This is a genomic window from Pseudomonas sp. HS6-2, assembly GCF_049325675.2.
Classification (GTDB): domain Bacteria; phylum Pseudomonadota; class Gammaproteobacteria; order Pseudomonadales; family Pseudomonadaceae; genus Aquipseudomonas; species Aquipseudomonas putida_N.
Map to the genome: position 1 here is coordinate 4,076,807 of NZ_CM143906.1, position 21,393 is coordinate 4,098,199.

23 protein-coding genes and 1 pseudogene are annotated in these 21,393 nt (G+C 55.7%); 8 read left to right on the forward strand and 16 right to left on the reverse strand.

Annotated elements, in window-relative coordinates; translation table 11 throughout:
• Window position 1 precedes the first annotated feature (1 nt).
• A complete protein-coding gene (locus ACOKS3_RS18850) occupies window positions 2-532 on the reverse strand; it encodes a tyrosine-type recombinase/integrase (RefSeq protein WP_087535175.1) in 531 nt (176 codons plus the stop codon).
• Between the two features lie 140 nt (window positions 533-672).
• Here ACOKS3_RS18850 and ACOKS3_RS18855 point away from each other — a divergent pair, with 140 nt between their 5' ends.
• Complete coding sequence (locus tag ACOKS3_RS18855; protein ID WP_087535176.1) at window positions 673-1,296, forward strand: glutathione S-transferase family protein; 624 nt, start codon at window positions 673-675, stop codon at window positions 1,294-1,296.
• A 221-nt stretch (window positions 1,297-1,517) separates the two neighbouring features.
• Here ACOKS3_RS18855 and ACOKS3_RS18860 read toward each other — a convergent pair whose 3' ends face one another.
• Window positions 1,518-3,173: a GGDEF domain-containing protein gene (locus ACOKS3_RS18860; protein ID WP_236166878.1), complete on the reverse strand. Its 1,656-nt coding sequence runs from the start codon at window positions 3,171-3,173 to the stop codon at window positions 1,518-1,520.
• A gap of 437 nt (window positions 3,174-3,610) precedes the next feature.
• On the opposite strand from ACOKS3_RS18860, the gene ACOKS3_RS18865 reads away from it, so the two are divergent.
• Window positions 3,611-4,048, forward strand: a complete 438-nt coding sequence (locus ACOKS3_RS18865; RefSeq protein ID WP_140400458.1) for a hypothetical protein — start codon at window positions 3,611-3,613, stop codon at window positions 4,046-4,048.
• Between the two features lie 35 nt (window positions 4,049-4,083).
• On the opposite strand, the gene ACOKS3_RS18870 is transcribed toward ACOKS3_RS18865, so the two are convergent.
• The 3 genes from ACOKS3_RS18870 to ACOKS3_RS18880 are packed head-to-tail and all read right to left on the reverse strand — an operon-like array spanning window position 4,084 to window position 6,807.
• On the reverse strand, window positions 4,084-5,373 hold the full coding sequence (locus ACOKS3_RS18870; RefSeq protein WP_004574636.1) for an ISL3-like element ISPpu12 family transposase: 1,290 nt from the start codon (window positions 5,371-5,373) through the stop codon (window positions 4,084-4,086).
• 21 nt (window positions 5,374-5,394) lie between these two features.
• Window positions 5,395-5,907 (reverse strand): signal peptidase II, encoded by a 513-nt coding sequence (lspA, locus tag ACOKS3_RS18875; protein WP_003821921.1) that lies wholly within the window; start codon window positions 5,905-5,907, stop codon window positions 5,395-5,397.
• Window positions 5,908-5,910: 3 nt separating this feature from the next.
• Window positions 5,911-6,807, reverse strand: coding sequence for a cation efflux transmembrane domain-containing protein (locus tag ACOKS3_RS18880; protein ID WP_004364974.1), 897 nt, complete (start codon window positions 6,805-6,807; stop codon window positions 5,911-5,913).
• Between the two features lie 95 nt (window positions 6,808-6,902).
• On the opposite strand from ACOKS3_RS18880, the gene cadR reads away from it, so the two are divergent.
• Window positions 6,903-7,310, forward strand: a complete 408-nt coding sequence (gene cadR, locus ACOKS3_RS18885) for a Cd(II)/Pb(II)-responsive transcriptional regulator (protein WP_009403731.1) — start codon at window positions 6,903-6,905, stop codon at window positions 7,308-7,310.
• A gap of 238 nt (window positions 7,311-7,548) precedes the next feature.
• Entirely contained in the window at window positions 7,549-7,914 is a 366-nt protein-coding gene (locus tag ACOKS3_RS18890) for a putative phage abortive infection protein (RefSeq protein WP_206405307.1), read from the forward strand.
• A gap of 353 nt (window positions 7,915-8,267) precedes the next feature.
• On the opposite strand, the gene ACOKS3_RS18895 is transcribed toward ACOKS3_RS18890, so the two are convergent.
• Entirely contained in the window at window positions 8,268-9,146 is an 879-nt protein-coding gene (locus ACOKS3_RS18895) for a DUF2971 domain-containing protein (protein ID WP_087535179.1), read from the reverse strand.
• Window positions 9,147-9,867: 721 nt separating this feature from the next.
• Window positions 9,868-10,647, reverse strand: coding sequence for a hypothetical protein (locus ACOKS3_RS18900; RefSeq protein ID WP_087535180.1), 780 nt, complete (start codon window positions 10,645-10,647; stop codon window positions 9,868-9,870).
• A gap of 361 nt (window positions 10,648-11,008) precedes the next feature.
• On the opposite strand from ACOKS3_RS18900, the gene ACOKS3_RS18905 reads away from it, so the two are divergent.
• On the forward strand, window positions 11,009-11,215 hold the full coding sequence (locus ACOKS3_RS18905) for a hypothetical protein (protein ID WP_236166879.1): 207 nt from the start codon (window positions 11,009-11,011) through the stop codon (window positions 11,213-11,215).
• A 61-nt stretch (window positions 11,216-11,276) separates the two neighbouring features.
• On the opposite strand, the gene ACOKS3_RS18910 is transcribed toward ACOKS3_RS18905, so the two are convergent.
• The 3 genes from ACOKS3_RS18910 to ACOKS3_RS18920 all read right to left on the reverse strand — a co-directional run bounded on the left by ACOKS3_RS18910 (window position 11,277) and on the right by ACOKS3_RS18920 (window position 12,876).
• On the reverse strand, window positions 11,277-11,624 hold the full coding sequence (locus ACOKS3_RS18910) for a hypothetical protein (protein ID WP_176393454.1): 348 nt from the start codon (window positions 11,622-11,624) through the stop codon (window positions 11,277-11,279).
• A gap of 136 nt (window positions 11,625-11,760) precedes the next feature.
• Window positions 11,761-12,450, reverse strand: coding sequence for an antitoxin Xre/MbcA/ParS toxin-binding domain-containing protein (locus ACOKS3_RS18915; RefSeq protein ID WP_087535181.1), 690 nt, complete (start codon window positions 12,448-12,450; stop codon window positions 11,761-11,763).
• A 42-nt stretch (window positions 12,451-12,492) separates the two neighbouring features.
• Window positions 12,493-12,876 carry a hypothetical protein gene (locus ACOKS3_RS18920; protein ID WP_140400459.1) on the reverse strand — a complete coding sequence of 128 codons (384 nt, stop codon included), beginning with the start codon at window positions 12,874-12,876 and terminating at the stop codon, window positions 12,493-12,495.
• Window positions 12,877-13,133: 257 nt separating this feature from the next.
• Between ACOKS3_RS18920 and ACOKS3_RS18925 the strand changes: the two genes are divergently transcribed.
• On the forward strand, window positions 13,134-13,496 hold the full coding sequence (locus ACOKS3_RS18925; RefSeq protein ID WP_087535182.1) for a helix-turn-helix domain-containing protein: 363 nt from the start codon (window positions 13,134-13,136) through the stop codon (window positions 13,494-13,496).
• An 822-nt stretch (window positions 13,497-14,318) separates the two neighbouring features.
• On the opposite strand, the pseudogene ACOKS3_RS18930 reads toward ACOKS3_RS18925, so the two are convergent.
• Window positions 14,319-15,032, reverse strand: a pseudogene (locus ACOKS3_RS18930) (AMP-binding protein); the annotation flags it as partial.
• 180 nt (window positions 15,033-15,212) lie between these two features.
• Here ACOKS3_RS18930 and ACOKS3_RS18935 point away from each other — a divergent pair.
• Window positions 15,213-16,079 (forward strand): LysR family transcriptional regulator, encoded by an 867-nt coding sequence (locus ACOKS3_RS18935; protein ID WP_103448131.1) that lies wholly within the window; start codon window positions 15,213-15,215, stop codon window positions 16,077-16,079.
• Here ACOKS3_RS18935 and ACOKS3_RS18940 read toward each other — a convergent pair.
• From ACOKS3_RS18940 to ACOKS3_RS18960, 5 genes are all read right to left on the reverse strand, one after another.
• Window positions 16,053-17,201 (reverse strand): HPP family protein, encoded by a 1,149-nt coding sequence (locus ACOKS3_RS18940; protein WP_422763827.1) that lies wholly within the window; start codon window positions 17,199-17,201, stop codon window positions 16,053-16,055. The two genes, ACOKS3_RS18935 and ACOKS3_RS18940, sit on opposite strands and share 27 nt — an antisense overlap.
• A gap of 243 nt (window positions 17,202-17,444) precedes the next feature.
• Window positions 17,445-18,764 (reverse strand): ATP-binding protein, encoded by a 1,320-nt coding sequence (locus ACOKS3_RS18945; protein ID WP_103448133.1) that lies wholly within the window; start codon window positions 18,762-18,764, stop codon window positions 17,445-17,447.
• The gene (locus tag ACOKS3_RS18950; RefSeq protein WP_422763828.1) at window positions 18,761-19,429 is read right to left on the reverse strand and encodes a response regulator transcription factor; all 669 of its coding nucleotides are present in this window, start codon (window positions 19,427-19,429) and stop codon (window positions 18,761-18,763) included. Before ACOKS3_RS18950 ends, ACOKS3_RS18945 begins: the two co-directional genes overlap by 4 nt.
• Window position 19,430: 1 nt before the next feature.
• A complete protein-coding gene (locus ACOKS3_RS18955; RefSeq protein WP_103448135.1) occupies window positions 19,431-19,745 on the reverse strand; it encodes a PepSY domain-containing protein in 315 nt (104 codons plus the stop codon).
• Window positions 19,745-20,053 (reverse strand): PepSY domain-containing protein, encoded by a 309-nt coding sequence (locus tag ACOKS3_RS18960; protein WP_422763829.1) that lies wholly within the window; start codon window positions 20,051-20,053, stop codon window positions 19,745-19,747. The genes ACOKS3_RS18955 and ACOKS3_RS18960 overlap by 1 nt, the downstream gene beginning before the upstream one ends.
• A gap of 152 nt (window positions 20,054-20,205) precedes the next feature.
• On the opposite strand from ACOKS3_RS18960, the gene ACOKS3_RS18965 reads away from it, so the two are divergent.
• Window positions 20,206-21,285 carry a patatin-like phospholipase domain-containing protein gene (locus tag ACOKS3_RS18965; protein ID WP_103448137.1) on the forward strand — a complete coding sequence of 360 codons (1,080 nt, stop codon included), beginning with the start codon at window positions 20,206-20,208 and terminating at the stop codon, window positions 21,283-21,285.
• Window positions 21,286-21,393: the final 108 nt, after the last annotated feature.

Genomic DNA, 21,393 nt, shown 5'->3' on the forward strand with positions numbered 1-21,393 from the left:
ATCAGTGGCCGCTTCTGGTCGTCAGCCGATCTCGGCCAACGGCGGCTATGGTCGGTAGAGCACAGTCGCGACCGTCTGCTTTCGCCCCAGGCTGTGTGAAAATGGCTTTCACCCAGCCTTTGACTATACGAGCGTATTGCCGAGTGGATAGGTGGTCAGAGGTATGCAGTCGGCTAGGGAACAAGCAGTCCTCGCTGCGTAGCTTGGCCTGACGTATCCAGGCTGCGACAGCAGACCGTGTTTGTTCAGTAATCTCGAATTGCACTGGCCGCTGCGTTTTCTGCTGCATCACCATCGCTCGTGATAATACGTGCTCGCCGTGGGTAACGTCGCGCACCCGGAGCTTTGTTAAATCGCAAGCTCGAAGCTTGCTGTCGATGGCCAGATCGAAGAGAGCCAGATCCCGAGTTCTTTCTGCAATTTGAAGCCTTACTCGGATGGCCCAGATGTCTCTCAGTCGCAGCGGGGGTTTCTGCCCGACCAATTTTCCTTTGTTCCAAGGCTGACGGCTGCCGGTAGCGATGATTTTCATGACATGTCCTCCACGTGTGGAAGAACAAGAATGGCTAACCAGGGTCGCTAACCGGCCAACAGCAGAGTCTGGACAACCCGTTCCATTAGGCAATAGAGTCAGTAGTTCAGACCAAGTACCCCGAACGATAAGGACATGGAATGTTGCGCATATTGGGTAAGGCATCGTCGATCAATGTACGAAAGGTGCTCTGGGCCTGCGCCGAGATTGAAATTCCCTTTGAGCGGGTGGATTGGGGTTCTGGCTTCAGATCGACGCACACACCTGAATTCCTGGCGCTGAATCCCAATGCCATGGTGCCGGTCATCGAGGACGACGACTTCATTCTTTGGGAGTCAAACTCGATCATTCGCTACCTGGCGTCGCGCTACAACGGCGTTCACCTTTACCCGACTGAGGCGAGAGCCAAGGCGCGGGTGGATCAATGGATCGATTGGCAAGCGTCAGATCTCAACAAGTCGTGGAGTTATGCCTTCATGTCGCTGGTCAGGCATTCGCCTGAGCATCAGGACAGCAGCGCGTTGGCGGCCGCGTGCAACAACTGGTCGAGGTACATGGAGATCCTCAATCGACAGCTCGATTCAACCGGGGCCTACGTCAGCGGCGATGAGTTTTCTCTCGCAGACATACCGATCGGCCTGTCAGTTAATCGGTGGTTTGAAACACCGCTTGCTCATCCGGACTTTCCTGCCGTGAGCGACTATTACGAACGCTTGAGTCGTCGACCAGGCTACCGCCTGTACGGAAGAAACGGGACGCCATGACACGGTCTCAGAGGAGTTTTGTGTCCGCTTCACAGGTGGATAGCATCCTGTCGCTACCGCCAGCTTTCGGCCACTATCGGCCAGAAGTGGCCATTCAGCGTTCACAATCCGGGTCAGTCAACGGCGCTGAATAGAAGCCTCATGCGAAGGGCGACGCACACCGCCGTGGCACACTGATTTCTAACCATCAAGTCTCTTCGCAGGGGCACCACGCAGCAGCTTCAAGCCTGCGCAGCGATACTGGCTTTGCTTTGGAACATGGCGGTGTCAGCCTTTAAAATCAAATCGTCGAGGTCTTCACCATCTTCCGGATACCACGCCACCCCTAGGCTGGCGCTAACCTTGATTTGGCTGTTTCCCCATGGAATGCACAAGGCGACGGCTTCGCAGATTTCACCGGTGACGCGCTGGATATCGCTTCGGTGATGCGCGCCGTCGAGCAGCACGACAAATTCATCACCGCCCATGCGCGCAGCTAGTTCAAACTCGCAAATATTGGATTTGATCGCCGAGGCTGCGTGGATCAGCATGGCATCGCCCGCCTGGTGGCCATAACGATCATTGATCTGCTTGAAGTGGTTCAAGTCGATATAGCACAAGGCCAGATGCTCTCCACGACTCTTTGCGTCGAGCAGCCTCTGACTAGCGAAGGGAATAAAACTATTGCGATTTGGTAAGCCAGTCAGGCTGTCATAGAAAGCCAGCTTGTGTACTTCCTCTTCGGCGAGTTTGCGCAACTTGATCTCGTTGCGTAGATGGCGCTGGGCATTCAACAGAACCAGAGCGAACATCAGGACAAGCACAGAGCCGATGCTGATCAGAACAATGGTCCTGCGCAGTCGCTCGACGAGTTGCGGCGGGTTGGGATCGTAAATGAAGTTTTCCAATCCGGCGATATTGTCGACCATGCCCAGTTCGAGGAAAGTTTCAGCCATACGTTGCCAGCGCCCTGGGTTCATATGACCGATCTCGATCAGGTCAGATACCACCAGCGGACGCATGGCCTGAGCTTCGAATTGCAAGTGCGCGCGACTTTTCTCCACCAAATACTGATTGAGCAGCAGGTCTATGATTTGCTCGGGGTTATCCATCGCGTAGCGCCAGCCGCGCAGGGTGGCGCGGCGGAAGGCCTCGACACGCTGTGGATGCTCGTCAATCTCGGCCTGGCTGGTGAACAGGATGTCGCTGTAGAAGTCGATCCCGTAGGTGACGGGCGAGATGATGTTGTATTCCACGTCCCGCTGTTGCAGGTAGAAGGGTTCGTTGGTCAGGTACGAGTTGAACGCCGTCACTTTACCGCTGGCCAGATCCTCAATTTGAAAACTGCTGGGGAGCAGTTGTAGTTTTTCGAGGGATATACCTTCGCTCCGGAACATCGCCAGAAAATCGGCATCTGTCTGTGCATCCATCAGCATCAACGGCTTGCCGATCAGGTCGTGCGCAGTGCGAACACCTTGGTCTGTACGAGCCACGAGCACGGAAGGTGAGTGCTGAAAAATCACCGCCAGCGCTACCAAGGGCTTTCCATCCAGGCGTGCGTAGAGCAATTCACTATTGGCTTCGCCATATTGGGCACGCCCAGAGAGCACTTCTTCGACCGGTGTGACATTGGGGCCACCTTCGTGCAAGCGCACGTCCAGCCCTTCTTCGCGGTAATAGCCCTGGGCTATGGCGGCGTAGTAGCCCGCGAACTGGAACTGATGTTTCCAACGTAGCTGTACATCAATCACCTGCACAGCACTATTCTGTTGAGTGACAGGGCTCGCCCACGCAGCCTGAGCCGAGAGCAACACAAAACACAGCAGTCGACGCAGCCGAACCAACAGAATTCTCTCCGGCCGGTCGAGCGCGTTAGAACAGCAACAGAGGCTGGGCATCGTGAGAGTCCGTGAATCGCGCTCGTGGTTGAGCGTGCAAGTCGTGGCAAGGCATTGTGACATCACTCATGTAGGGCCAGCAATCGCCAGCCACGATAACCAAAGCGGCGTTATCCTCGCTTCGGCGTGGCTGGCGCCTGCCTCCCTACAACAGGCAACTACCGACCCATAGCTGCCTTCGTGGGGGCAGCTCACGGCCAAAAACAGTCATTCGCAAAGGAGTAGACTAACTCAATACCGACCATATACACGCTACCAAAAACTTCATAACCTAGGGACAGGTCTTGGCGATTTTACACCCTCACTATGCCCGCTTCCAGCGCTCGACTGAACAGGTTAAAGTATTACGCGTGGCCAAGTAACGTCCTGCGGACAAAATTGGAAAATTAATGCTTTACATGAGTCGCCTAACTATAGACTAAAATCTTGAGAGTGATATGGACTGGACAATTAGAGCAATAAAAATATGCTGCGTATCTCTTGGAGTGGCATCACTGACAGTAGCCGCATTCATTTTATTTAACGACACATATTTTAATACAAGTCTTCAGATTGATTCAGAATTGGCGGCGAAATTTGGCGACTTTTTTGGTGGTTTCATTGGGACGATCTTTGCAATATTTAGCGTTATCCTATTGATTTACACAATAGTCTCCCAGCACCTAGAGATATCAAAAAATGGTGCTCGCGATCGATTTTTTAAAATGCTTGACTATCATAATGAAAACATTAGAAGTATTCGGGTGCCTAGCCTTGAAACAGAAAAAAGTCAAATTAGTGAGGAGGGAAGGAGAGCTTTTGTAGTTTATAAAATCCAACTAAAGCGACTGCTCCAAGCAGTTACTGAAATTGGGGTATACGGATTTAATGGTTGATGGGGCACCTTCACCCCATCAATCTGATACCACCCTCAGATGGTTGATAGATCGACTCCGTAGTTGAGTTCCTCTGCGAAGTCCGGCAGTCCGTAACCGATGGTTTTCTTGTAGAAAGGAGAGACCTTCGCAGTCGGTGCCTTCTTCTTGTGCTTCGTGGTGTAGAGCATTCGTGCCCGCATCACCTCGAAGGAGTAACCGCGCCCTTCACGGTTCTTGTCCTTGGCCAGTCGGTTGATGGACTCCGTGTAAGCGTTGGTGACGGGCATGTCCGTCTCGAAGTAGGTCATGGTCTCTTCGCGCCAGTTTCCCACTGCCCTGACCAGATCGCTCCAGACTTCCTTTTGGCCCTTCGGGATGGTGGCTATCCACTCGTCCAGGGCGGCTTCTGCCTGGAGCCGTGTGGTGGCGTCCCAGATGCCGTAGAAGCGCTCCTTGTGCTCGTAGGCGGCCAGCAGTTGCGGGAACGCGCCTGTCCAGGTCTCCATGATGAGGCGCTCCCGGTCTGAGACTTCGTGAGCGCGTTTCAGCAGGATTTTCCGGTCTCCCTTGAGAGTCCGGCTCTGGGACGGTTTCAGCTCCTTTCTGAGGCCCTTGCGCACTCTCTCTAGGGCATCGTTGGCCATGCGCACCACATGGAACTTATCGACCACGATACGGGCCTGGGGCAGCACAGCCTTGACCGCTGCCCGGTAGGGGTTCCACATGTCCATGCTGACGATCTCGACCTTCTGCCGGTCTTTCAGCTTCATCAGGTAGTTGGTCACCACGTCCTGGCGGCGGGTGGCCAGCAGGTCGAGCAGGGTTCGCTCCTCAATGTTGGTCAGAATGCAGCGGTAGCGCTTGTTCAGGTATAGCTCGTCAATGCCCAGGATGCGGGGCGTCTCGAAGCGGTGCCAGCGCCCCAGGAACTCGGCGCGGGCGTTGAAGATGTCGCGCACCGTCTTCTCGTCCAGGCCGGTCTGTGCCGCCACAAAGGTGTAGGGGTGGTTGAAGGATTCCTTCTCCACGTACTCATGCAGCCGCAGTGTCATACGGAATCCGTCCACCATCTCCGGTAGCTGGGGCCTGAATGTTGTCTTGCAGGCCCGGCAGGTGTATCGGCGGCGGACCACCCAGAGAGTGACCCGCTTGCCGTGGATGGGCAGATCACGATAGGGAACGTCACGCTTGCCGAACCGTACGAACTCACCCTGCACGCCGCATTCCTCGCAGGCGATGGGATCGGGCACGTCCACCTGGAAGTGCATTTCGTCGTCGGTTGATTTGCAGCCCAGTACTTGGTATTGCGGCAGGTGAAGGATGTTGTCGGGAAGTTCGGTCATGGTGTTGTATAGGCGTAGGTGTCAGTCAGATCCATCCGACTCGGCATTGGTGTTTGCTTTTTTACCCAACAAGCTGCTGGAAACGAAAAGTAAGGCACCGAGGACAATTGCAATATCAGCCAGGTTGAAGGCCGGCCAATGCCAGTCTCGCCAATAGAAATCAAAGGAATCCACAACATAGCCGCGAAAGACCCGGTCAATCAGGTTGCCCATGGCGCCACCGAGGATAAGACTGTAAGCGATGGCTTCTCCTTTATGACGATTTTCAAGGATCAGCTTGATCAGAAAAATCGAGACCACTACCGCGATTCCGATAAAAAAGTAGCGCTGCCAGCCTCCACCATTCGCAAAAAGACTGAATGCGGCACCGGTGTTCCATAGGTGCACCCAGTTAAAGAACGGGGTCACCGAAACATACTCGCCATAGGCCATTGATTGCTGCACCAGCCACTTTACAGCCTGATCAGACGCTGCCAGCAGGCCCGATATGGACAATAGGGCATACGGCGAGAGCTTTTTGCCAATAATGAGCATTATTTAACCCTTCAACGCCAAAATGCGTCTGGCACCGTTAAGTACAATGCCCCCCGCGATGGTGCCGATAATCAGATCCGGATAATTGGAACCGGTCCACGCGACCAGGGCGCCGGCGGTGATGACCCCCAGGTTGATCACCACGTCGTTGGCCGAGAATATCCAGCTTGCCTTCATGTGCGCCCCGCCTTCCCGATGTTTGGATATGAGCAGCAGACAACTGGTATTGGCAATCAATGCGACGAATGCGATAGCCATCATCACCAGCGATTCAGGCTCACTACCGAATACAAAGCGTCTCACCACCTCTACGAGCACGCCCACAGCCAAGATCAGTTGCAGTACACCAGCAAGATGCGCGGCACGTACCTGCATTTTCACGCTATGTCCAACCGCATAAAGGGCAAGCCCGTACACCGCCGCATCGGCAAAATTGTCCAGGGATTCTCCAATCAGGCCGGTGGACCGGGCGATCAGACCGGCAGTCATTTCCACCACGAACAGAAGTGCATTGATGCCGAGCAACCAGCGCAGGGTCCCGGATTCTTGCTTAGCAGAAGCTGCCGAAAACTCGGCGGCCTTGATGGTCTCCGGATTTGCAGCGACGGTTTCCTGAAGCGAGGCGCCTAGCCCCAAGGTCTTCAGTTTCGAGGTGACGGGCTCGACCTCGCCGTCATGCACGACCTTCAGCCGGCGGTTCGACAAGTCGAAGGACAGCGCCCGAATCTCCTCAAAGCCGTTCAGGGCTAGGCGAATCATTCGTTCTTCTGATGGACAGTCCATCTTCGGCACGGCATAAACACTGACCCATCTCCCTGGCGCCTCGGAGGAGGCCTGTATATCGGTATCCGCTGCGGACGTTGCATCACCGCCACAGGCGCCACCACAGGATTTGCTCATGATACGACTCCACTTGAACAATGTTGTGGTACCATTTAAAACTATAAAGCTACTATAAGGTCAATAGAGTAAAGAATCCGTTGGGGAGGAGGCTGATGCGCATTGGTCAGTTGGCGCAGTTGGTAGGGGTCGAAACACAGACGATCCGCTTCTATGAACAGCAGGGCTTGTTGCCGCCGCCTGATCGGCAGGACAACGGTTACCGTGTCTATACCGAGAAGCATGGTGAGGGGCTGGCCTTCATCCGTCGCTGCAGAATCCTGGGCCTGTCACTGGCTGAGATTCACGAACTACAGAGCTATGAGGACGACCCTCATCAGCCTTGTACCGCCGTCAACGCCTTGCTCGATGATCACATCTCTCATGTGCGGTCGCAGATAACCGCTCTGCAAGCGCTTGAGAAACAACTCGTTTCACTGAGAGCGAGTTGCAACGATGACCGGGAAGTTGAGGCGTGTGGGGTTCTTGCTGGAATTAGCGAAGGAAACATGCACCAGCAGTAGGTGAAGCATCAACCAGATAATCCGATGAGATGCCGGTCTGTCTCACTCTCATGCAAAGGTAAGATCAACCATTTAATCCGCTTACCCTGAAATTGACCAAGAACTATCTAGCAACCTAACTGACGCACAAAAAATAGATATTGCTTATATGTGCTTTTACTATGGTCAAAGTGACACCTGGATAGATTTCATAAGTCAGAAACTATCATTTCATCAGAGTGGCAGCATTATAGCTGGAATGATGCTTAGCAAGGTTAAAGCTCGCGAGGACTTGAAGCTTGGAAGGACGAACCAAACAGACCTAAGCAGTTACTTCAGGAATATGTACAATGCAATAAAGCTTGTAGATAACGATAAATACCTATCTGAAAGTGAAAAAATAAATCTTGTGAAAATTTATAGGGCGCAGCTTTCTAATCCGGAGCTTTATATTTTATTTTTTAATTTAGTATCTAGATTTGGAAAAAAATGGAATGCAAAGGGTTACATAGAAAAATACGAGCTTCTAACAAATCTACCTGTAGCTTATTGTGACGGCTACGATCCCAAGAAGTACTTCAACATAAGTTTTGAAGAAGATGAAATTGAGCCTTGGGCAAATTAAAATACCTAGCTAGCGAACCAAGTCGATCCTTAGCTTACAGGGACGAACTAAAGCCCAGCCCTCACCAAGCGTTAGTGACCGCTATGGGTCGAAAGCTGTCATTTACGACCGGCAGCTATAGACCCAAAGCTGTCGTCCCGGAGCATTGCCTATCGGCCAGAAGCAGACAACGCTAACTATCATATTTTCACCACTATGATTATTGACAGAGGCTTACCTGCACCTGCTCTATAGAAATCGCGATATCCCTTTATAGGATTACCATTCATGCCGCCTTGATAGTGCTGAAAGTAAAATTATTTAAAGGACACTCCTGTTAGCCCTCATGAAAGACGCTACTACTTAAGGGTTGTTTAGCCCTCATACTTCACACGTTGAATTACACCGCCAGCCCTTCTTAAGTAATAAATTTTGCAATGAGGATATTGTGAGGATATTAGATCTAAAATACTATCTCTGGCTTCTTGACTAATTCTTAAACCAAACGTAATCGACTCCAATTCCTGGGCATAAAATTTATAATCCGTAAACAGAGCACCTTTAATAGGGCTTACCTTGTAAATCACACGCCACTCTTTTTCGTACTCCCAAACCTTTGCCTTCGTATAGTAAATAGCCAGCCGCGTATCTTTATTTTGTTTTGAACTGGGTCCATACAAGTAGAAATCTACAGCACTACCAATGACTGGGACTTCATCGGTGTATAGTACCTTCTCGGCCGCCGCGAATGGAGTTGACAGCTCGTTAACATGCTGAAACCCCAACATGCAACCTTTATAACTGTCACCGTAATGCGCCCACATCAATTCATTATAATCATTTTCAGTCAGGCAGAAGCAGCGAAGGCTTCCATCGTTATTCAGCTCTGTACTCTTCCTGAAAGTGCTCTCCAAGCTTTGCGTACCTTGGGGAGCAACTGATTCGATTTTCCTTAGAGCACTTTCTGGAGATACGCCTTGCAGTTTCAACTTTTTCAGCGACCCAATAATTTCTTGTGTCCACTGAGAATAAATAGACAGGTCGACATTCAAATCTGAATACGCTATATCAACGAGCTGCTTAAGGTAAATCGGCCTGGACTCTTCGAAGTCAGGAGATAACATGGGCATCCGCTGAAGTTCGCCTACATCATTAAACTGGCAAGGACTTTGCCACCTCAAACGCCCGGACTCTAATACTATTTTTGCCGTGTCAGCAGTTGTGTATTTATAGAGAATTTCTGGAACCTTCATTTCCTCTCCTGATGAGCAACCAAAAGCAGACGTAAGTGACTTGATGCTGCATGGCCAGCACCCCACTAACCATACTTTATCTTATTTTAATTGATCTCGCGACAGTTACACTATATGTTGAGCCGGAAAATAACGACATGCTATTGCAACACAGTACTGACGAACCAGTAGAGTGCCTATGATCCGTGGCTGGCTGGTTGCTGCTTTTTATTACCGGCAGCAGTTGTTGAAGCTGGCTGGTTAGTTAGCGGCCTATGCATATTTGTCGGGAGAAATATTTGCGGGCAACAATATCTCCGTCTACACTTCGCAGTCCCGTCGCAGGTCACCAGCAGATCTGAAATAGCCCTACGCCCTGGATACTCTGTGGTTATCAAAACCGGGACGGGTCTTCTTAGGCCGGAAGGCCGTCGCGGTCCCCGGGCAGATCCAGCCCCAGAGCGATCTATAATCACTTTATAATCGTCTATAAAATCCCATAGAGCCCGGCACACGGGGCCTGTAGCATGAAGGGTATAAATGTAACCCTGCCCACGAAGGTGCACAGAAAGCTCTGCCTGACCTCATGAGCAGCCCGGCAGCGTAAGTCGGACATCAAAATTCTTGGTCATTCAGGGCTGCCCAGGAGGGCGTAGCAGCGGCAGCCAAATATCCGTCCGCCTATCACTGAGCAACCGTCGAGATCAATAAATTCGGCCGTTCGAGCGGGCACAGTCGTCACTTAATTCATTTTCATAACCGAAGAGTACCCCAGATTTACTCGATATGTACTCACGCAGTTTCTGCACGAGAACCGCTTCCATACATCCTCAACAGGCACAGACATGATTGCATCGCACTCGCATTTGAAGAGAATGGTTGTTGCTGGCTTCAGGACTTGGCTGCCATCGACCTCAGTAACTTTGTGCCAATAGCGACCACACATTTTGTTTGAGCATCGCGCCAACTCTCCATCTTCGTATTCCTTCTCACCTATGAAGATCACGTGACCACAATCGCAAGTGGCATTGATAGTACGATGAATTGCCAGTATGACGGTGGCGGACATCACATCTTCGATATCTGCCACCATGGTCCTAAGCTTGTCTTTATTTATCGCTTTGGCTTTACCACCCTGCTTTTTAGGCATTGGGGCATGCAGATAAGACCCTAATGATTGATAATGCCGCCTAAAGATCCGCCACGGAATAGATTTGGACTCACCGACGGTTGTCCAAGCTGTAGGGATTTCATCAGGCGAGTTTTGCAACCCGATACTTAAGGTGCCGCTCTGCTCGCTTGAGGGATCGAAAGAAGCAAGCAGTCTGATGATTTGGTCAGGCTTCCACTGCCCTACTATGGAACCAGGGATCTTATCCCCATACTGTTGCAGCTGCCTATATGCGATTAGCTCAAAACAAAAGCGAAGCTCAAGACATGCGTATCGCAGGAGATACTCATCATCTCTCCCCAGTAACTCCTTCGCTCGCTCCAATAATGGCTTGACACCGTAAAGATCCATAGATATATCCTGTAATTTCCCCTTACCAATATAGCGTATTGATATCAAAACACAATATGGCCCTCAATGGACGCCACCAAGACCCGCGAAATCGACCTACCCCTCGCCGCTCATCTAAATCTAACCGCTAGAATGAAGGGACACTTATATACTCTGCGGAGTAATGCTGCTCCCTCCTACCTTGTTGAGCAGCTCGGCATATCATCACTAGCCCCTGACCTTATGCAGGTACGCTCCCCAAACCACCAACAGGTGAGAGGGCATGCGGGCGTCCTGGAAGATGGGATTCACTTCTGAGGCCGAGCGCATCACCGACTCTGAGGTCAGCGCTCAGCTCGGCTTACCCACCTGAGACTAAGCGATGAAAATGTTCGTTCCCCCGCTGCCCTCCGATGAGCCGCTGATGAAGCAGGCTTTGGATGCACTGAGGATCTACCACGAGGCGGTGGAAGCAGGCGCCCCGGCAAAGCTCATTGAGCAGTACAAGATTGAGGCTGAAGTGCTTTTCCAGGCCGTTTCTGAGTACTACCAACGCTCAATGGGCGGTCACTGCGGCAGTCTGCATTAATCACTCCCCCACTCCCACCTGGGTCTTTCCGCGCCCCGCGGTATTGACGATCAGTGCTTGATCACAAAGCATCAGGATCGGCGTCAATCCTGTATTCAGTCAGCAGATCATTCACTGCACCAAAGATTCGTGATTCATAGATCATCTCTAGATCTGTAATGGAGATCGCCACCGCGATTTTCATCGCATCCAGACCCAGCGAAGAAGGGTCGAAAGGCCAGACCTGCACCCTGCTAACAGTGATGTCCGTGAAGTGAAAATCCTTGACGATTTCAACACTCTCCTTCATTCCACCCCAAGCCTCTAGCGATACCCCGTAGCTGCGCTGCCTGTGATCCCCTAGCATTGTGTGCTCTGCAAGGAAGCTATCCGCCACAAGAACTAAGCCGCTGGAATCGAGGTTGCGCACGAAGTGGTCCGACAACCTTGGACTTGATACCAAAGATCTGAGGTATACAATTTTATGTGGGGGGTCGAACCTGTTCAGATACTCTCTGACCCTTTGCACTAGGTCAGGATGGTTGGGCATCAAGAGATTTGGACATTCAAACATGGAGTCCACCATTTTTACTCATTGACTTCTCAATTTTGCTTACGACACCTTCGAGCAGTCGGTTATCTTCCACGCTCGCCATGTCACACGGAGCGCGATTACCCAACTCAGCCAAAGGGCTGTGAAGCCACTGGGCAGCAGCCCTTAGGTCACCGAGGAATAGTTCACAAGCCCAGTTGATCGCTTGCTTAGCATGGTGAATATCGGCATTCGCTTTACGCCGTGGGATCTGCCGCGACTTCCCCTCGATGTCAGGATGCTGATACACCAACTCGCCTTCACCGCTATCCCATTGCCCATCCCAAGGCTCGGAGGAACGAGCGCCAAACTCTGTCTGATATGCATAACGTGGCCGACCCTCAGCCCTTTGAGAAAAGCGTTTCATCTCCAAGAGCAATTCGCATCGCCATGTCAGAATTCGGCTTCCGTCAGACGTCCAAGCAGGGCTCATTAGATAGATTTCACCAATGCTCCGGTTCTTCCAAACGGCATTGATGAAGCGCTGAAACACATACCCATCGTCAATTTGAACCATCCTCAATTCAGGAGGGATGGTTTCCTCGCCATCTACAATATGAGTGATATAGAACCATTCCCGGAGGCAGGTTCTGGTCACGAACGTCCAAGCATGTGCTGCTCCCTCTGCTGACGATCGCTCAAGGGCGGGATGTGTAAAAAACATGATAGAAATCTCCGCTTTAGTTACTGATTCCGGCAACGTCTTTTAACCAGGATTAGCCGTTCGGCATGACGGACAGAGCACCCTGACCCATCCTTGATTACCGCGAGCGATATTTCCTTTGTTTCCACAGATCTCGCACGTTACGTAAGACATCCAATGCGCAAGTTCCGCAAGGCCTCGGGTGAACTCATCAGACCCGGCAAACGTGCATTGCAAAATACCCATCTTCTGCTTTATGGAAGTGAAAGCTACCCTTTGACCTGTTAGTTTCTCCCGATACTCCAGTGCAATGCACATGGAGCGAATCATGGCGCTCCAGCCGTTTCCGCAATTTATTCCCCAAGTCGCATTGTCAGATGGCTCGCCCTTGAAACCAAACTGAGGATAAAAACGAGCAATCAATTCATGCTCCACATCAAAATCCATGCAGCCTCCTACCACCTCGTCGCGAGAGGTAAATGATATTGACACGCCTACTATTCATCTAATTATATGGCTAACCTCAAGCACAGCTGTGCGCAGCGGAGGCGTGACGTTTAGCCACTTCCGCGATGCATCAACAGAGGTCGTTTTTCTAGGCTAACAGATTGTCATCGATATGCAAATTAAGAAACAGCCAATTGGCCGTCGTCAAGATTTATGCGATCAGGCTCCATGCAGGCTTTTGAGCGCAAGGGCTTACGATGACACCCGATGAGGAACGCTTAGCCAAAGCGTTTGGGCTTGCCCTCAATCAGGTGAGGCTGCGGCACAACCTCTCCATCCTCGAACTATCCCAGCGGGTAAGCGGGCGCACCTACTTGAGCGACCTTGAGCGCGGGCTCAAGCTACCGACGCTGGGCAAGATTGATTCAATCGCGCGGGCGCTGAACGTCCATCCCGTGTCGCTGCTCGCACTCACATATGAGCAATACGACCAGCTAACATCACAAAGTCTGCTGGGGATGATTGAGGATGATCACAAGTATTTAAAGCTATGGACATCAGACTCTGCATCCGTGCTTACCCACACCAGACCAAGCCTGTCCGAAGGAAATACGGATTAAGCATCCACAATCTGAGTAATCATTCTTAGAAAGTACGTGAATGTGTATCGCGACTGTGCTCACCAGCTGCGAAATAGCTACCTAGCAAATTGCCATTTAATTACGAGTGAAGCCCCGAGCGCGCCGCATCAAAAAATTCAAATCGTTGATATCAGAATTTCAGCAGCCTGCACTATCACCCTCCCATAGCAGAAATTCATTATTTCAATCTCACGGTTTTTCCTCGGTGCACCCTGATGGAATCTACGATCACATGGCCGTCCTCGATTCTGCGAGCCAGGCCTCGTAGCTGTAATATATCCGCGTCAACGTCCAGGCTCACTTCGATATCCGGAAACATCGAATCCTGTTGAATCTTACACTCCTTAATCCTGACCCGGCCACCGACCAGCCCCAAATAATTGCATACATCGCCTATACACTCCGCCCTAAAACTATATAAAACCACTTCATAACCCCTTCAATATTAAGATAAATCAATAGAACTAGTATACACACAATAAAAGCAAAGTAAGCTTGATCGAAAGATCAGATTTAACCACCCACAATTAATTCCACTTAAGTTAAACAAGCGCACAAGTTATCAATTAATGATCCTTTAGGTAGCCGCTTCCATAACGGACGTGAACGCCTGAAAAGGCTGACTGGCTCTGGGGGACGGAGACACAGCGAACACTGGATGGGTGGAGGCTAACAGGAGCGGGAGGGAGCTAACACAGGGGCCCGTTCGTCAGGATCGTTACCTACCCCGAAAAACTGTTAGGAAGCGGAGGAGCAAGCATTTCCAGGGGCTCTATCACTTCTAACTGTTAGCAGGTATCCATAAATGATGTACAGCGGATCGCCAGCATCCAGCTCGACGGGGGCCACCGGCTCGGCACTGGCCAAGGCTTGCTGCCAGTCCAAGTCACGGCCTGCCTGCAACTGGGCGCGGGCCTGGGGCCGTTGCAGCACCAGCACATTGCGGGGTTGATGGCGGGCCACCTGCAGGGCGCGATCAACCAGCGGCTTGTACTCGATCACCCGATCGAACTCCAGGCCACAGGACGCGGTGAGCAACAGCCTCGGCCGGGCATCATCGATGCGCAGTGCCAGCTCGTTGGCGGCAAAGCCACCGAACACCACCGAATGCACCGCACCGATCCGCGCGCAGGCGAGCATGGCCATGGCCGCCTGGGGCACCATCGGCATATAGATGATCACCCCGTCGCCCTTGCCCACGCCCAGTTGCCGCAGCAGGCCGGCCAGGCGTGCCACTTCGTCGCGCAGCTGATGGTAGGTGAAGGCCTGCTGCACACCGGTCACGGGGGAGTCGTAGATCAGCGCCAGCTGCTCGCCCCGGCCCAGTTCGATCTGCCGATCGAGGGCCAGGTAACAGCTGTTCAGGCGGCCGTCGGCGAACCAGCGATGGGTGCCGTCGGGGTTGTCCTGCAGGGTCAGCGAGGGCTTGCGGTGCCAGGCCAGGGATTGGGCCTGTTCGGCCCAGAAGGCAGCAGGGTCGGCAATGGATTGGGCGTAGCTGTGCTGGTAGGTCATGTTGATGAAAACCCGGTACTTGTTGTTATTGAAGGGCGAATAGTGAGTATGGCCCGCCACACCGGGGCCGCCATGGGACTAAAGTCACAACGGACCTGCAAATTTGCAGACAAGGCAAAAATGCCCCACAACGGTGCAAAGCCTCTAGAATAGGCCGCCCTTCCCGCCACAGAGCAGCTCATGGACATCGATCAGGCCCGAACCTTCCTGGAAATCGTGCGTTGCGGCAGCCTGGTCGCCGCCGCCGAACGCCTGTTCGTGTCGCAGACCGCCATCACCGCCCGCGTGCAACGCCTGGAGCAGCAACTGGGCTGCCAACTGTTCGTGCGCAGCCGCAACGGTGCCAGCCTGACCAGTGACGGCGAAGCCTTCGTCAGCTACGCCAACCAGCTGGTGCAGACCTGGGAAGCGGCACGCCGCGACCTGCCACTGCCCGAAGGCTGCCAACAAGTGCTGCATGTGGGCGCGGAAGTGAGCCTGGGCAACCCGATGTTGCTCGACTGGGTCGGCGCCCTGCACCGCGAGCTGCCTAGCCATGCCATCCGCAGCGAGGTAAGCGATGGCGAGTCGTTGCTGCGCAAGGTGGAGATGGGCCTGCTCGACGCCGCACTGGTGTACCAGCCAACCTACGGCCCAGGGCTGCAGGTGGAGCAGTTGATGGAAGAAAAGTTGATCCGCGTGCGCCGGGTCGACCAACCCGAGCCGTACATCTACATCGACTGGGGCGAAGCCTTCCGCCGCCAGCATGACGCCGCCCTGCCCGACTGCGCACGCCCGGCGCTGAGCTTCAACCTCGGGCCGTTGGCCCTGCAGTTCATTCTCGACCAGGGTGGCAGCGGTTATTTCCGTACCCGTGTGGTACAGGCCTACCTGGAGACCGGCGTGTTCGAGCGCGTGCCACAGGCGCCGGAATTCACTTACCCGACCTACCTGGTCTACCCGCGCAAGCGCGACAGCGAGGCCTTGCAGCAGGCCTTCGCGGTGCTGCGCCAACTGGTGGCAGCCGGCGCCAGCGATTGGTCACAACGCTGGGACCCGGTTATCTGAGGCAGCGCTGAGCAACTGGCGCTTGAGGCCGGCGATCAAGTCGGTCTGGGTGACCACGCCAACCAATTGCTCGCCGTCGAGCACCGGCAGGCAGTGCAGGCCCTGCTCGCACAGCAGCGGCAGCAGACGCTCCAGCGGGTGCTGGCTGCTGACGCTGACCACCCGCCGGCTCATCACCTGCTCCATGCGCACCACCTTGCGGCCGAACAGGTTACGCCAGCTGAACTGGCCGCGCTGCATGGCCGGGCCGACCAGGTCACTGAGGCTGACAATACCCACCAGCTTGCCCTGCTGCAGCACCGGCAAGGTTCTCAGTTGGTGGGCGGCGAGCATTTTCCAGGCCTGCTCAAGGGTGGTTTGCGGTGAGGCAAACTGCACGTCGCGGGACATCACCGCCCCGGCAGTGATGCCACCGAGGCTGCGCTGCAGCGCGTGCTGCTCGGTGGCGAGGATGATGCGCTCCAGCTCATCGCGGGTGACGTCGACAAATTCGCCCAACTCTTCCAGGGCCTGATCCAGGTCAGCGCCACTGACGCCCACGCGCTCGCTGGGCAGCGGGTCGTGGGTGTGGTGCAAGTCCTTGCGCGGTGCCACACCTTTCGGATATTGCACGCCAGTGAGGCGGTTGTAGATCACGGCCACGACCACCAGGATCAGCGCGTTGAGCAGCACCGGTTCGAGAAGATGATCGCCCATGGCCGTCAGCCCCGGGTCGGCCAGTACCGCGCTCACCGCCACACCGCCACCGGGTGGGTGCAGGCAACGCAGCAGGCACATCAGCAGAATCGAAACCCCCAGGGCAACGGCCGCCACCCACAGTTCAGGGCCAAAGCCCTGGCGCATGGCCAGGCCAACCGCACCGGCCAGGGCATAACTGCCAAGCACCGGCCACGGCTGCGCCAAGGGCCCGGAATGCACGGCGAACACCAGCACCGCCGAGGCCGCCAGCGGGCCGAGCAGGTGCAGGGCAATGCCCGGGCCATAGGCCAGGCTGGTCAGCCAGCCGGCGAGGAACAAGCCAAGCAACGCGCCGATACCAGCACGCAACCATTGTTTGGGGGCGATATTCAGGGGCGCTGGCAACAGCCGCTGCAGACGACTTTCGGAACGCATGGCAGACATTTGGGTAATCGGGATCTGTAGTTTTTCTGATTAAAAAGAAAGCCCAGCCGAAGTGGCCTGGGCCTCGTATTGCGGATGCAATAGCTCAAGGGGCTCCGTCCGTGGAGAGATGGAAACCGCAGGGTTTCGTCTGGGGGATTGTGCCGGGCGGGGGGAAATTGGGCTAATTCAAAAAAATGCGGCTGTACTGCAATTTTTTTGCAGTGCTGATCTGGCCACGGGGGCCGCTTCGCGCCTCCGGCGCTAGCGAGCCTTGCGCGGCAATTCGATGCTCACCCTCAATCCGCCCATCGGGCTCTGCAGCAGCGCCAATTGCCCGCCCCACGCCTCGACGATGTCGCGCACGATCCCCAACCCCAGCCCATGCCCATCGACCTGCTCGTCCAGCCGCGAGCCGCGCTCCAGCACCTGCAGGCGCCGGTTTTGCGGAATGCCAGGGCCATCATCATCGACCCACAACTGATAGCCCTCGTCGGTCGGCGCAATCCCCAGCCGCACTTCGCTGTCCGCCCACTTGCAGGCGTTGTCCAGCAGGTTGCCGAGCAGCTCCAGCACATCTTCGCGATCCCACGGCAGCAGCAGCCCGGGCAGCATATCGCGCGCGAGCAGCAAGCCTTCGCCATGGATCATGCCCAAGGTCGCGAGCAAGCCCGGCAGCTCGGCATCACAATCGAACTGCGCCCCCGGCAAGGCATCGCCCGCCAGGCGCGCCCGGTTCAGCTCACGGGCCAGGCGCTGCTGGATCTGCGCCAGTTGCTCACGCAACTGCGCCTGCACCTCTGGGAGGCCTTGCAAGCGCTCGCTGGACGCCAGGCTGAGCAGCACTGCCAGCGGTGTCTTCAGTGCATGGCCGAGGTTGCCCAGGGCATTGCGCGAGCGGCGCAGGCTGTCTTCGGTGTGGCTGAGCAAGTGGTTGATCTGGTCCACCAGCGGTGCCAGCTCGCTGGGCACCTCGGCATCGAGCTGCGAGCGCTGGCCTTGCTGCAACTGGGCGATCTGCTGGCGCGCGCGCTCCAGCGGGCGCAGCGAGCGGGTCACGGTGATGCGCTGCAGTACCAGCACGATCAGCAACGCCACCAGGCCCATGCCCAGGCCGATCTGCTGCAGACGACGGAAGCCCTCGCGCACCGGCGAGTAATCTTGCGCCACGCTGATCGAAATGTCCTGGCCCAGGCGCCGGTAATCAGCTCGCAAGGCCAGCAGTTGCTGCCCTTCCGGGCCCAGCTCGTGGCTATCGGACAGCCCCGGCGCAGCCGGCTTTGGCATGTCCAGGTCCCACAGCGAGCGCGAGCGCCAGGTGCCCTGCTCGAAATCGATACGGAAGTAATAACCGGAGAAAGGCCGCTGGTAAGCAGCGGAGATGCGCCGCTCATCCAGTTGCAGGCCATCAGGCCCGCGCACCAATGCCACCAGCAGGTTCTCGCTTTCCTTGCGCAGGCCGTTTTCCAGGTAACGCTGCAAACCCGCTTCGAACAGCCACAACGTGAGCTGCGCGAGCACTACCCCGACCACCACCAACACGGCAACCAGGCCCAGGCTCAGGCGCGCCTGGATGGACTTCATCCACCGCTCCCGGCATAGATGTAGCCCTGCCCGCGGCGCGTCTCGATGACGCTGCGGCCCAGCTTGCGCCGCAGGTGATTGACGTGCACTTCCAACACATTGGAATCGCGCTCGGTCTCGCCGTCGTACAGGTGCTCGGCCAGGTGGCTCTTGGACAGGATCTGCTGCGGGTGCAGCATGAAATAGCGCAACAGGCGAAATTCCGCAGCGGTCAGCTGGACATCGACACCGTCACGATTCACGCACTGGCGGCTTTCATCCAGGTGCAGGCCTGCAGCCTCCAGCGTCGGTTGGTTGGCCAGGCCCCGGGCACGGCGCAGCAGCGCCTGAATGCGCAGCTGTAACTCCTCGGGGTGAAAGGGCTTGCTCAGGTAGTCGTCGGCCCCGGCTTTCAGGCCTTCAATCCGTTCTGCCCACGACCCGCGCGCCGTCAGGATCAGCACCGGCGTGGCCAGGCCGCCAGCACGCCACTGCGCCAGCACTTCCAGGCCCGGCAAGCCCGGCAAGCCAAGGTCGAGGATGATCAGGTCATAGGGCTCGCTCTGGCCCTGGTAGACCGCGTCTCGGCCATCGGCCAGCCAGTCCACGGCATAGCCCTGGCGCTGCAGGATGGTGGTCAGTTCGTCGGCCAGGGGCACGTTGTCTTCGACAAGCAGCAGGCGCATGTCAGTCGTCTTCCTCGTCTTTGAGCAGGGCACCGCTGCTGGCATCGAGCTTGATCTCGCGCACCACGCCGTCGTTGGTCAGCAGCTCGACTTCATATTCGTAGCGGCCGTCGTGTTCTTCCAGCTCGGCCTCCAGCAGGCGCGCCCCGGGGTAATGCCCCAGGGCGGTTTCCAGCAGTTGCTCGAGCGGCAGGATGATGCCCTTCTGGCGCAGTTTCAGGGCTTCGTCCTGGTCCAGGTCACGGGCAACGGCCAAGGAGCAGACGGCCAGCAACGACAGCGCCAGGTACCTCGCAGGCCGGGGCAAGTGGATCATCAGCTGTCCTGCTTGTCCTTCAACACCTCACCGGTCTTGGCATCCAGATCGACATCCCACTCGACGTTCTGCGTGTCGCGCAGTTCGACCTTGTAGATGTAGCGACCGTACTCGTTTTCCAGCTCCGAATCGGTGACGGTGGCGCCTGGATGCTTGGCCACGGCGGTGGCCTTGAGTTCATCCAGCGACTTGATGGTCTTGGCGTTGACCAGGTTGACCACTTCGTCGGGCTGGACGTCCGTGGCGAAGGCAGCATTGGCGCCCAGGGCAAGGGCGGCGGCGGTGAACAGGGCAGTCAAGGTTTTCATGGGGGCTCTCCTGAGCGACGTTCAAGTTGTCTACGGGGTTAAGACTAACCAGCGGTCCTTAATTCAACCTGAAAACAGCTGGCGCCATGATAGCGCAGCTACAGCGTTATCAAGCCCCTATAATGACCGGCTTGTTACTTGCGAGATCCGTCATGAGCGCCATTCACATCAAATTCCCTGCACTCACCTTCAAGGCTGGCCAGCGCGCGCTGCAGCGGATTCGCGAACGTGGCCTGCAGGCGGCCGATGTGGGCGTGCTGCCAGGTGCAGCGGGTGGGCCCAAGCCTTTGGGCATCCAAGGCCTGGACCTGGCACTGTTCGGCGATTGGCTGCCTTCGGCACCACGGCAACGCGCACTGATCGGCGCCTCGATCGGCTCCTGGCGCTTCGCCAGCGCCTGCCTCGACGACCCGGTCGCCGGCATCCGCCGCCTGGGCGAACTGTACACCGAACAAGACTTCGCCAAAGGCGTCACTCCCGCCGAGATCAGCCGCAGCTGCCAGCGCATGCTCGACGACCTGCTGCAGGGCCGCGACGGGCAGATCCTCGCCAACCCGCACTACCGCCTGAACATCCTGGTGGTGAAGAGCCACGGCCAGCTCGCGCACGACCACCGTGGCCGCCTGGGCATGGGCCTGGGCTCGGTGATCGCCAGCAACCTGCTGGGGCGCTCGCGCCTGGCCCGGCACTTTGAACGGATCATCCTGCACGATGAGCGCAGCGTGCCGCCACTCGATGCGCTGACCGACTTCCCCTCGCGCTGCCTGCCACTGGACCTGGCCAACCTGCGCCAGGCCCTGCTCGCCTCAGGCTCTATCCCGATGGTGATGGAAGGCGTGCGTGATATTCCCGGCGCCGGTGCTGGCACCTACCGCGACGGCGGCCTGCTCGACTACCACCTTGACCTGCCCTACCGTGGCGACGACCTGGTGCTGTACCCGCACTTCACCGACAAGGTGGTGCCCGGCTGGTTCGACAAGGCGCTGCCCTGGCGCAAGGGCGATGCCACGCGCCTGCAGAACGTATTGCTGATGACCCCCTCGCCGCAGTACCTGGCCGCGCTGCCCTTCGGCAAGCTGCCGGACCGCAACGACTTCAAGCGCTTCATGGGCGATGCGCCGAGCCGCAAGCGCTACTGGTACAAGGCCATTGCCGAAAGCCAGCGGTTGGGTGACGAACTGCTCGAACTGATCGCCACCGGGCGGTTGCACGAACGCCTGCAAGCCTTGTAGCGACCATACTGGTAGACTGCGCGCAATATTGATTCACGCAGAGTTACGACAGTGGAAATCTTCAAGGATTCCACAGTGGATTCCCGCCGAAAACCGAGCGATACCACA

Bases quoted from the DNA above. Each gene is read 5' to 3' on its own strand.
- ACOKS3_RS18850 (WP_087535175.1), bottom strand. From the start codon at position 532: ATGAAAATCATCGCTACCGGCAGCCGTCAGCCTTGGAACAAAGGAAAA.
- ACOKS3_RS18855 (WP_087535176.1), top strand. From the start codon at position 673: ATGTTGCGCATATTGGGTAAGGCATCGTCGATCAATGTACGAAAGGTG.
- ACOKS3_RS18860 (WP_236166878.1), bottom strand. From the start codon at position 3,173: ATGCCCAGCCTCTGTTGCTGTTCTAACGCGCTCGACCGGCCGGAGAGA.
- ACOKS3_RS18865 (WP_140400458.1), top strand. From the start codon at position 3,611: ATGGACTGGACAATTAGAGCAATAAAAATATGCTGCGTATCTCTTGGA.
- ACOKS3_RS18870 (WP_004574636.1), bottom strand. From the start codon at position 5,373: ATGACCGAACTTCCCGACAACATCCTTCACCTGCCGCAATACCAAGTA.
- lspA (WP_003821921.1), bottom strand. From the start codon at position 5,907: ATGCTCATTATTGGCAAAAAGCTCTCGCCGTATGCCCTATTGTCCATA.
- ACOKS3_RS18880 (WP_004364974.1), bottom strand. From the start codon at position 6,807: ATGAGCAAATCCTGTGGTGGCGCCTGTGGCGGTGATGCAACGTCCGCA.
- cadR (WP_009403731.1), top strand. From the start codon at position 6,903: ATGCGCATTGGTCAGTTGGCGCAGTTGGTAGGGGTCGAAACACAGACG.
- ACOKS3_RS18890 (WP_206405307.1), top strand. From the start codon at position 7,549: ATGATGCTTAGCAAGGTTAAAGCTCGCGAGGACTTGAAGCTTGGAAGG.
- ACOKS3_RS18895 (WP_087535179.1), bottom strand. From the start codon at position 9,146: ATGAAGGTTCCAGAAATTCTCTATAAATACACAACTGCTGACACGGCA.
- ACOKS3_RS18900 (WP_087535180.1), bottom strand. From the start codon at position 10,647: ATGGATCTTTACGGTGTCAAGCCATTATTGGAGCGAGCGAAGGAGTTA.
- ACOKS3_RS18905 (WP_236166879.1), top strand. From the start codon at position 11,009: ATGAAAATGTTCGTTCCCCCGCTGCCCTCCGATGAGCCGCTGATGAAG.
- ACOKS3_RS18915 (WP_087535181.1), bottom strand. From the start codon at position 12,450: ATGTTTTTTACACATCCCGCCCTTGAGCGATCGTCAGCAGAGGGAGCA.
- ACOKS3_RS18920 (WP_140400459.1), bottom strand. From the start codon at position 12,876: ATGGATTTTGATGTGGAGCATGAATTGATTGCTCGTTTTTATCCTCAG.
- ACOKS3_RS18925 (WP_087535182.1), top strand. From the start codon at position 13,134: ATGACACCCGATGAGGAACGCTTAGCCAAAGCGTTTGGGCTTGCCCTC.
- ACOKS3_RS18935 (WP_103448131.1), top strand. From the start codon at position 15,213: ATGGACATCGATCAGGCCCGAACCTTCCTGGAAATCGTGCGTTGCGGC.
- ACOKS3_RS18940 (WP_422763827.1), bottom strand. From the start codon at position 17,201: ATGTCTGCCATGCGTTCCGAAAGTCGTCTGCAGCGGCTGTTGCCAGCG.
- ACOKS3_RS18945 (WP_103448133.1), bottom strand. From the start codon at position 18,764: ATGAAGTCCATCCAGGCGCGCCTGAGCCTGGGCCTGGTTGCCGTGTTG.
- ACOKS3_RS18950 (WP_422763828.1), bottom strand. From the start codon at position 19,429: ATGCGCCTGCTGCTTGTCGAAGACAACGTGCCCCTGGCCGACGAACTG.
- ACOKS3_RS18955 (WP_103448135.1), bottom strand. From the start codon at position 19,745: ATGATCCACTTGCCCCGGCCTGCGAGGTACCTGGCGCTGTCGTTGCTG.
- ACOKS3_RS18960 (WP_422763829.1), bottom strand. From the start codon at position 20,053: ATGAAAACCTTGACTGCCCTGTTCACCGCCGCCGCCCTTGCCCTGGGC.
- ACOKS3_RS18965 (WP_103448137.1), top strand. From the start codon at position 20,206: ATGAGCGCCATTCACATCAAATTCCCTGCACTCACCTTCAAGGCTGGC.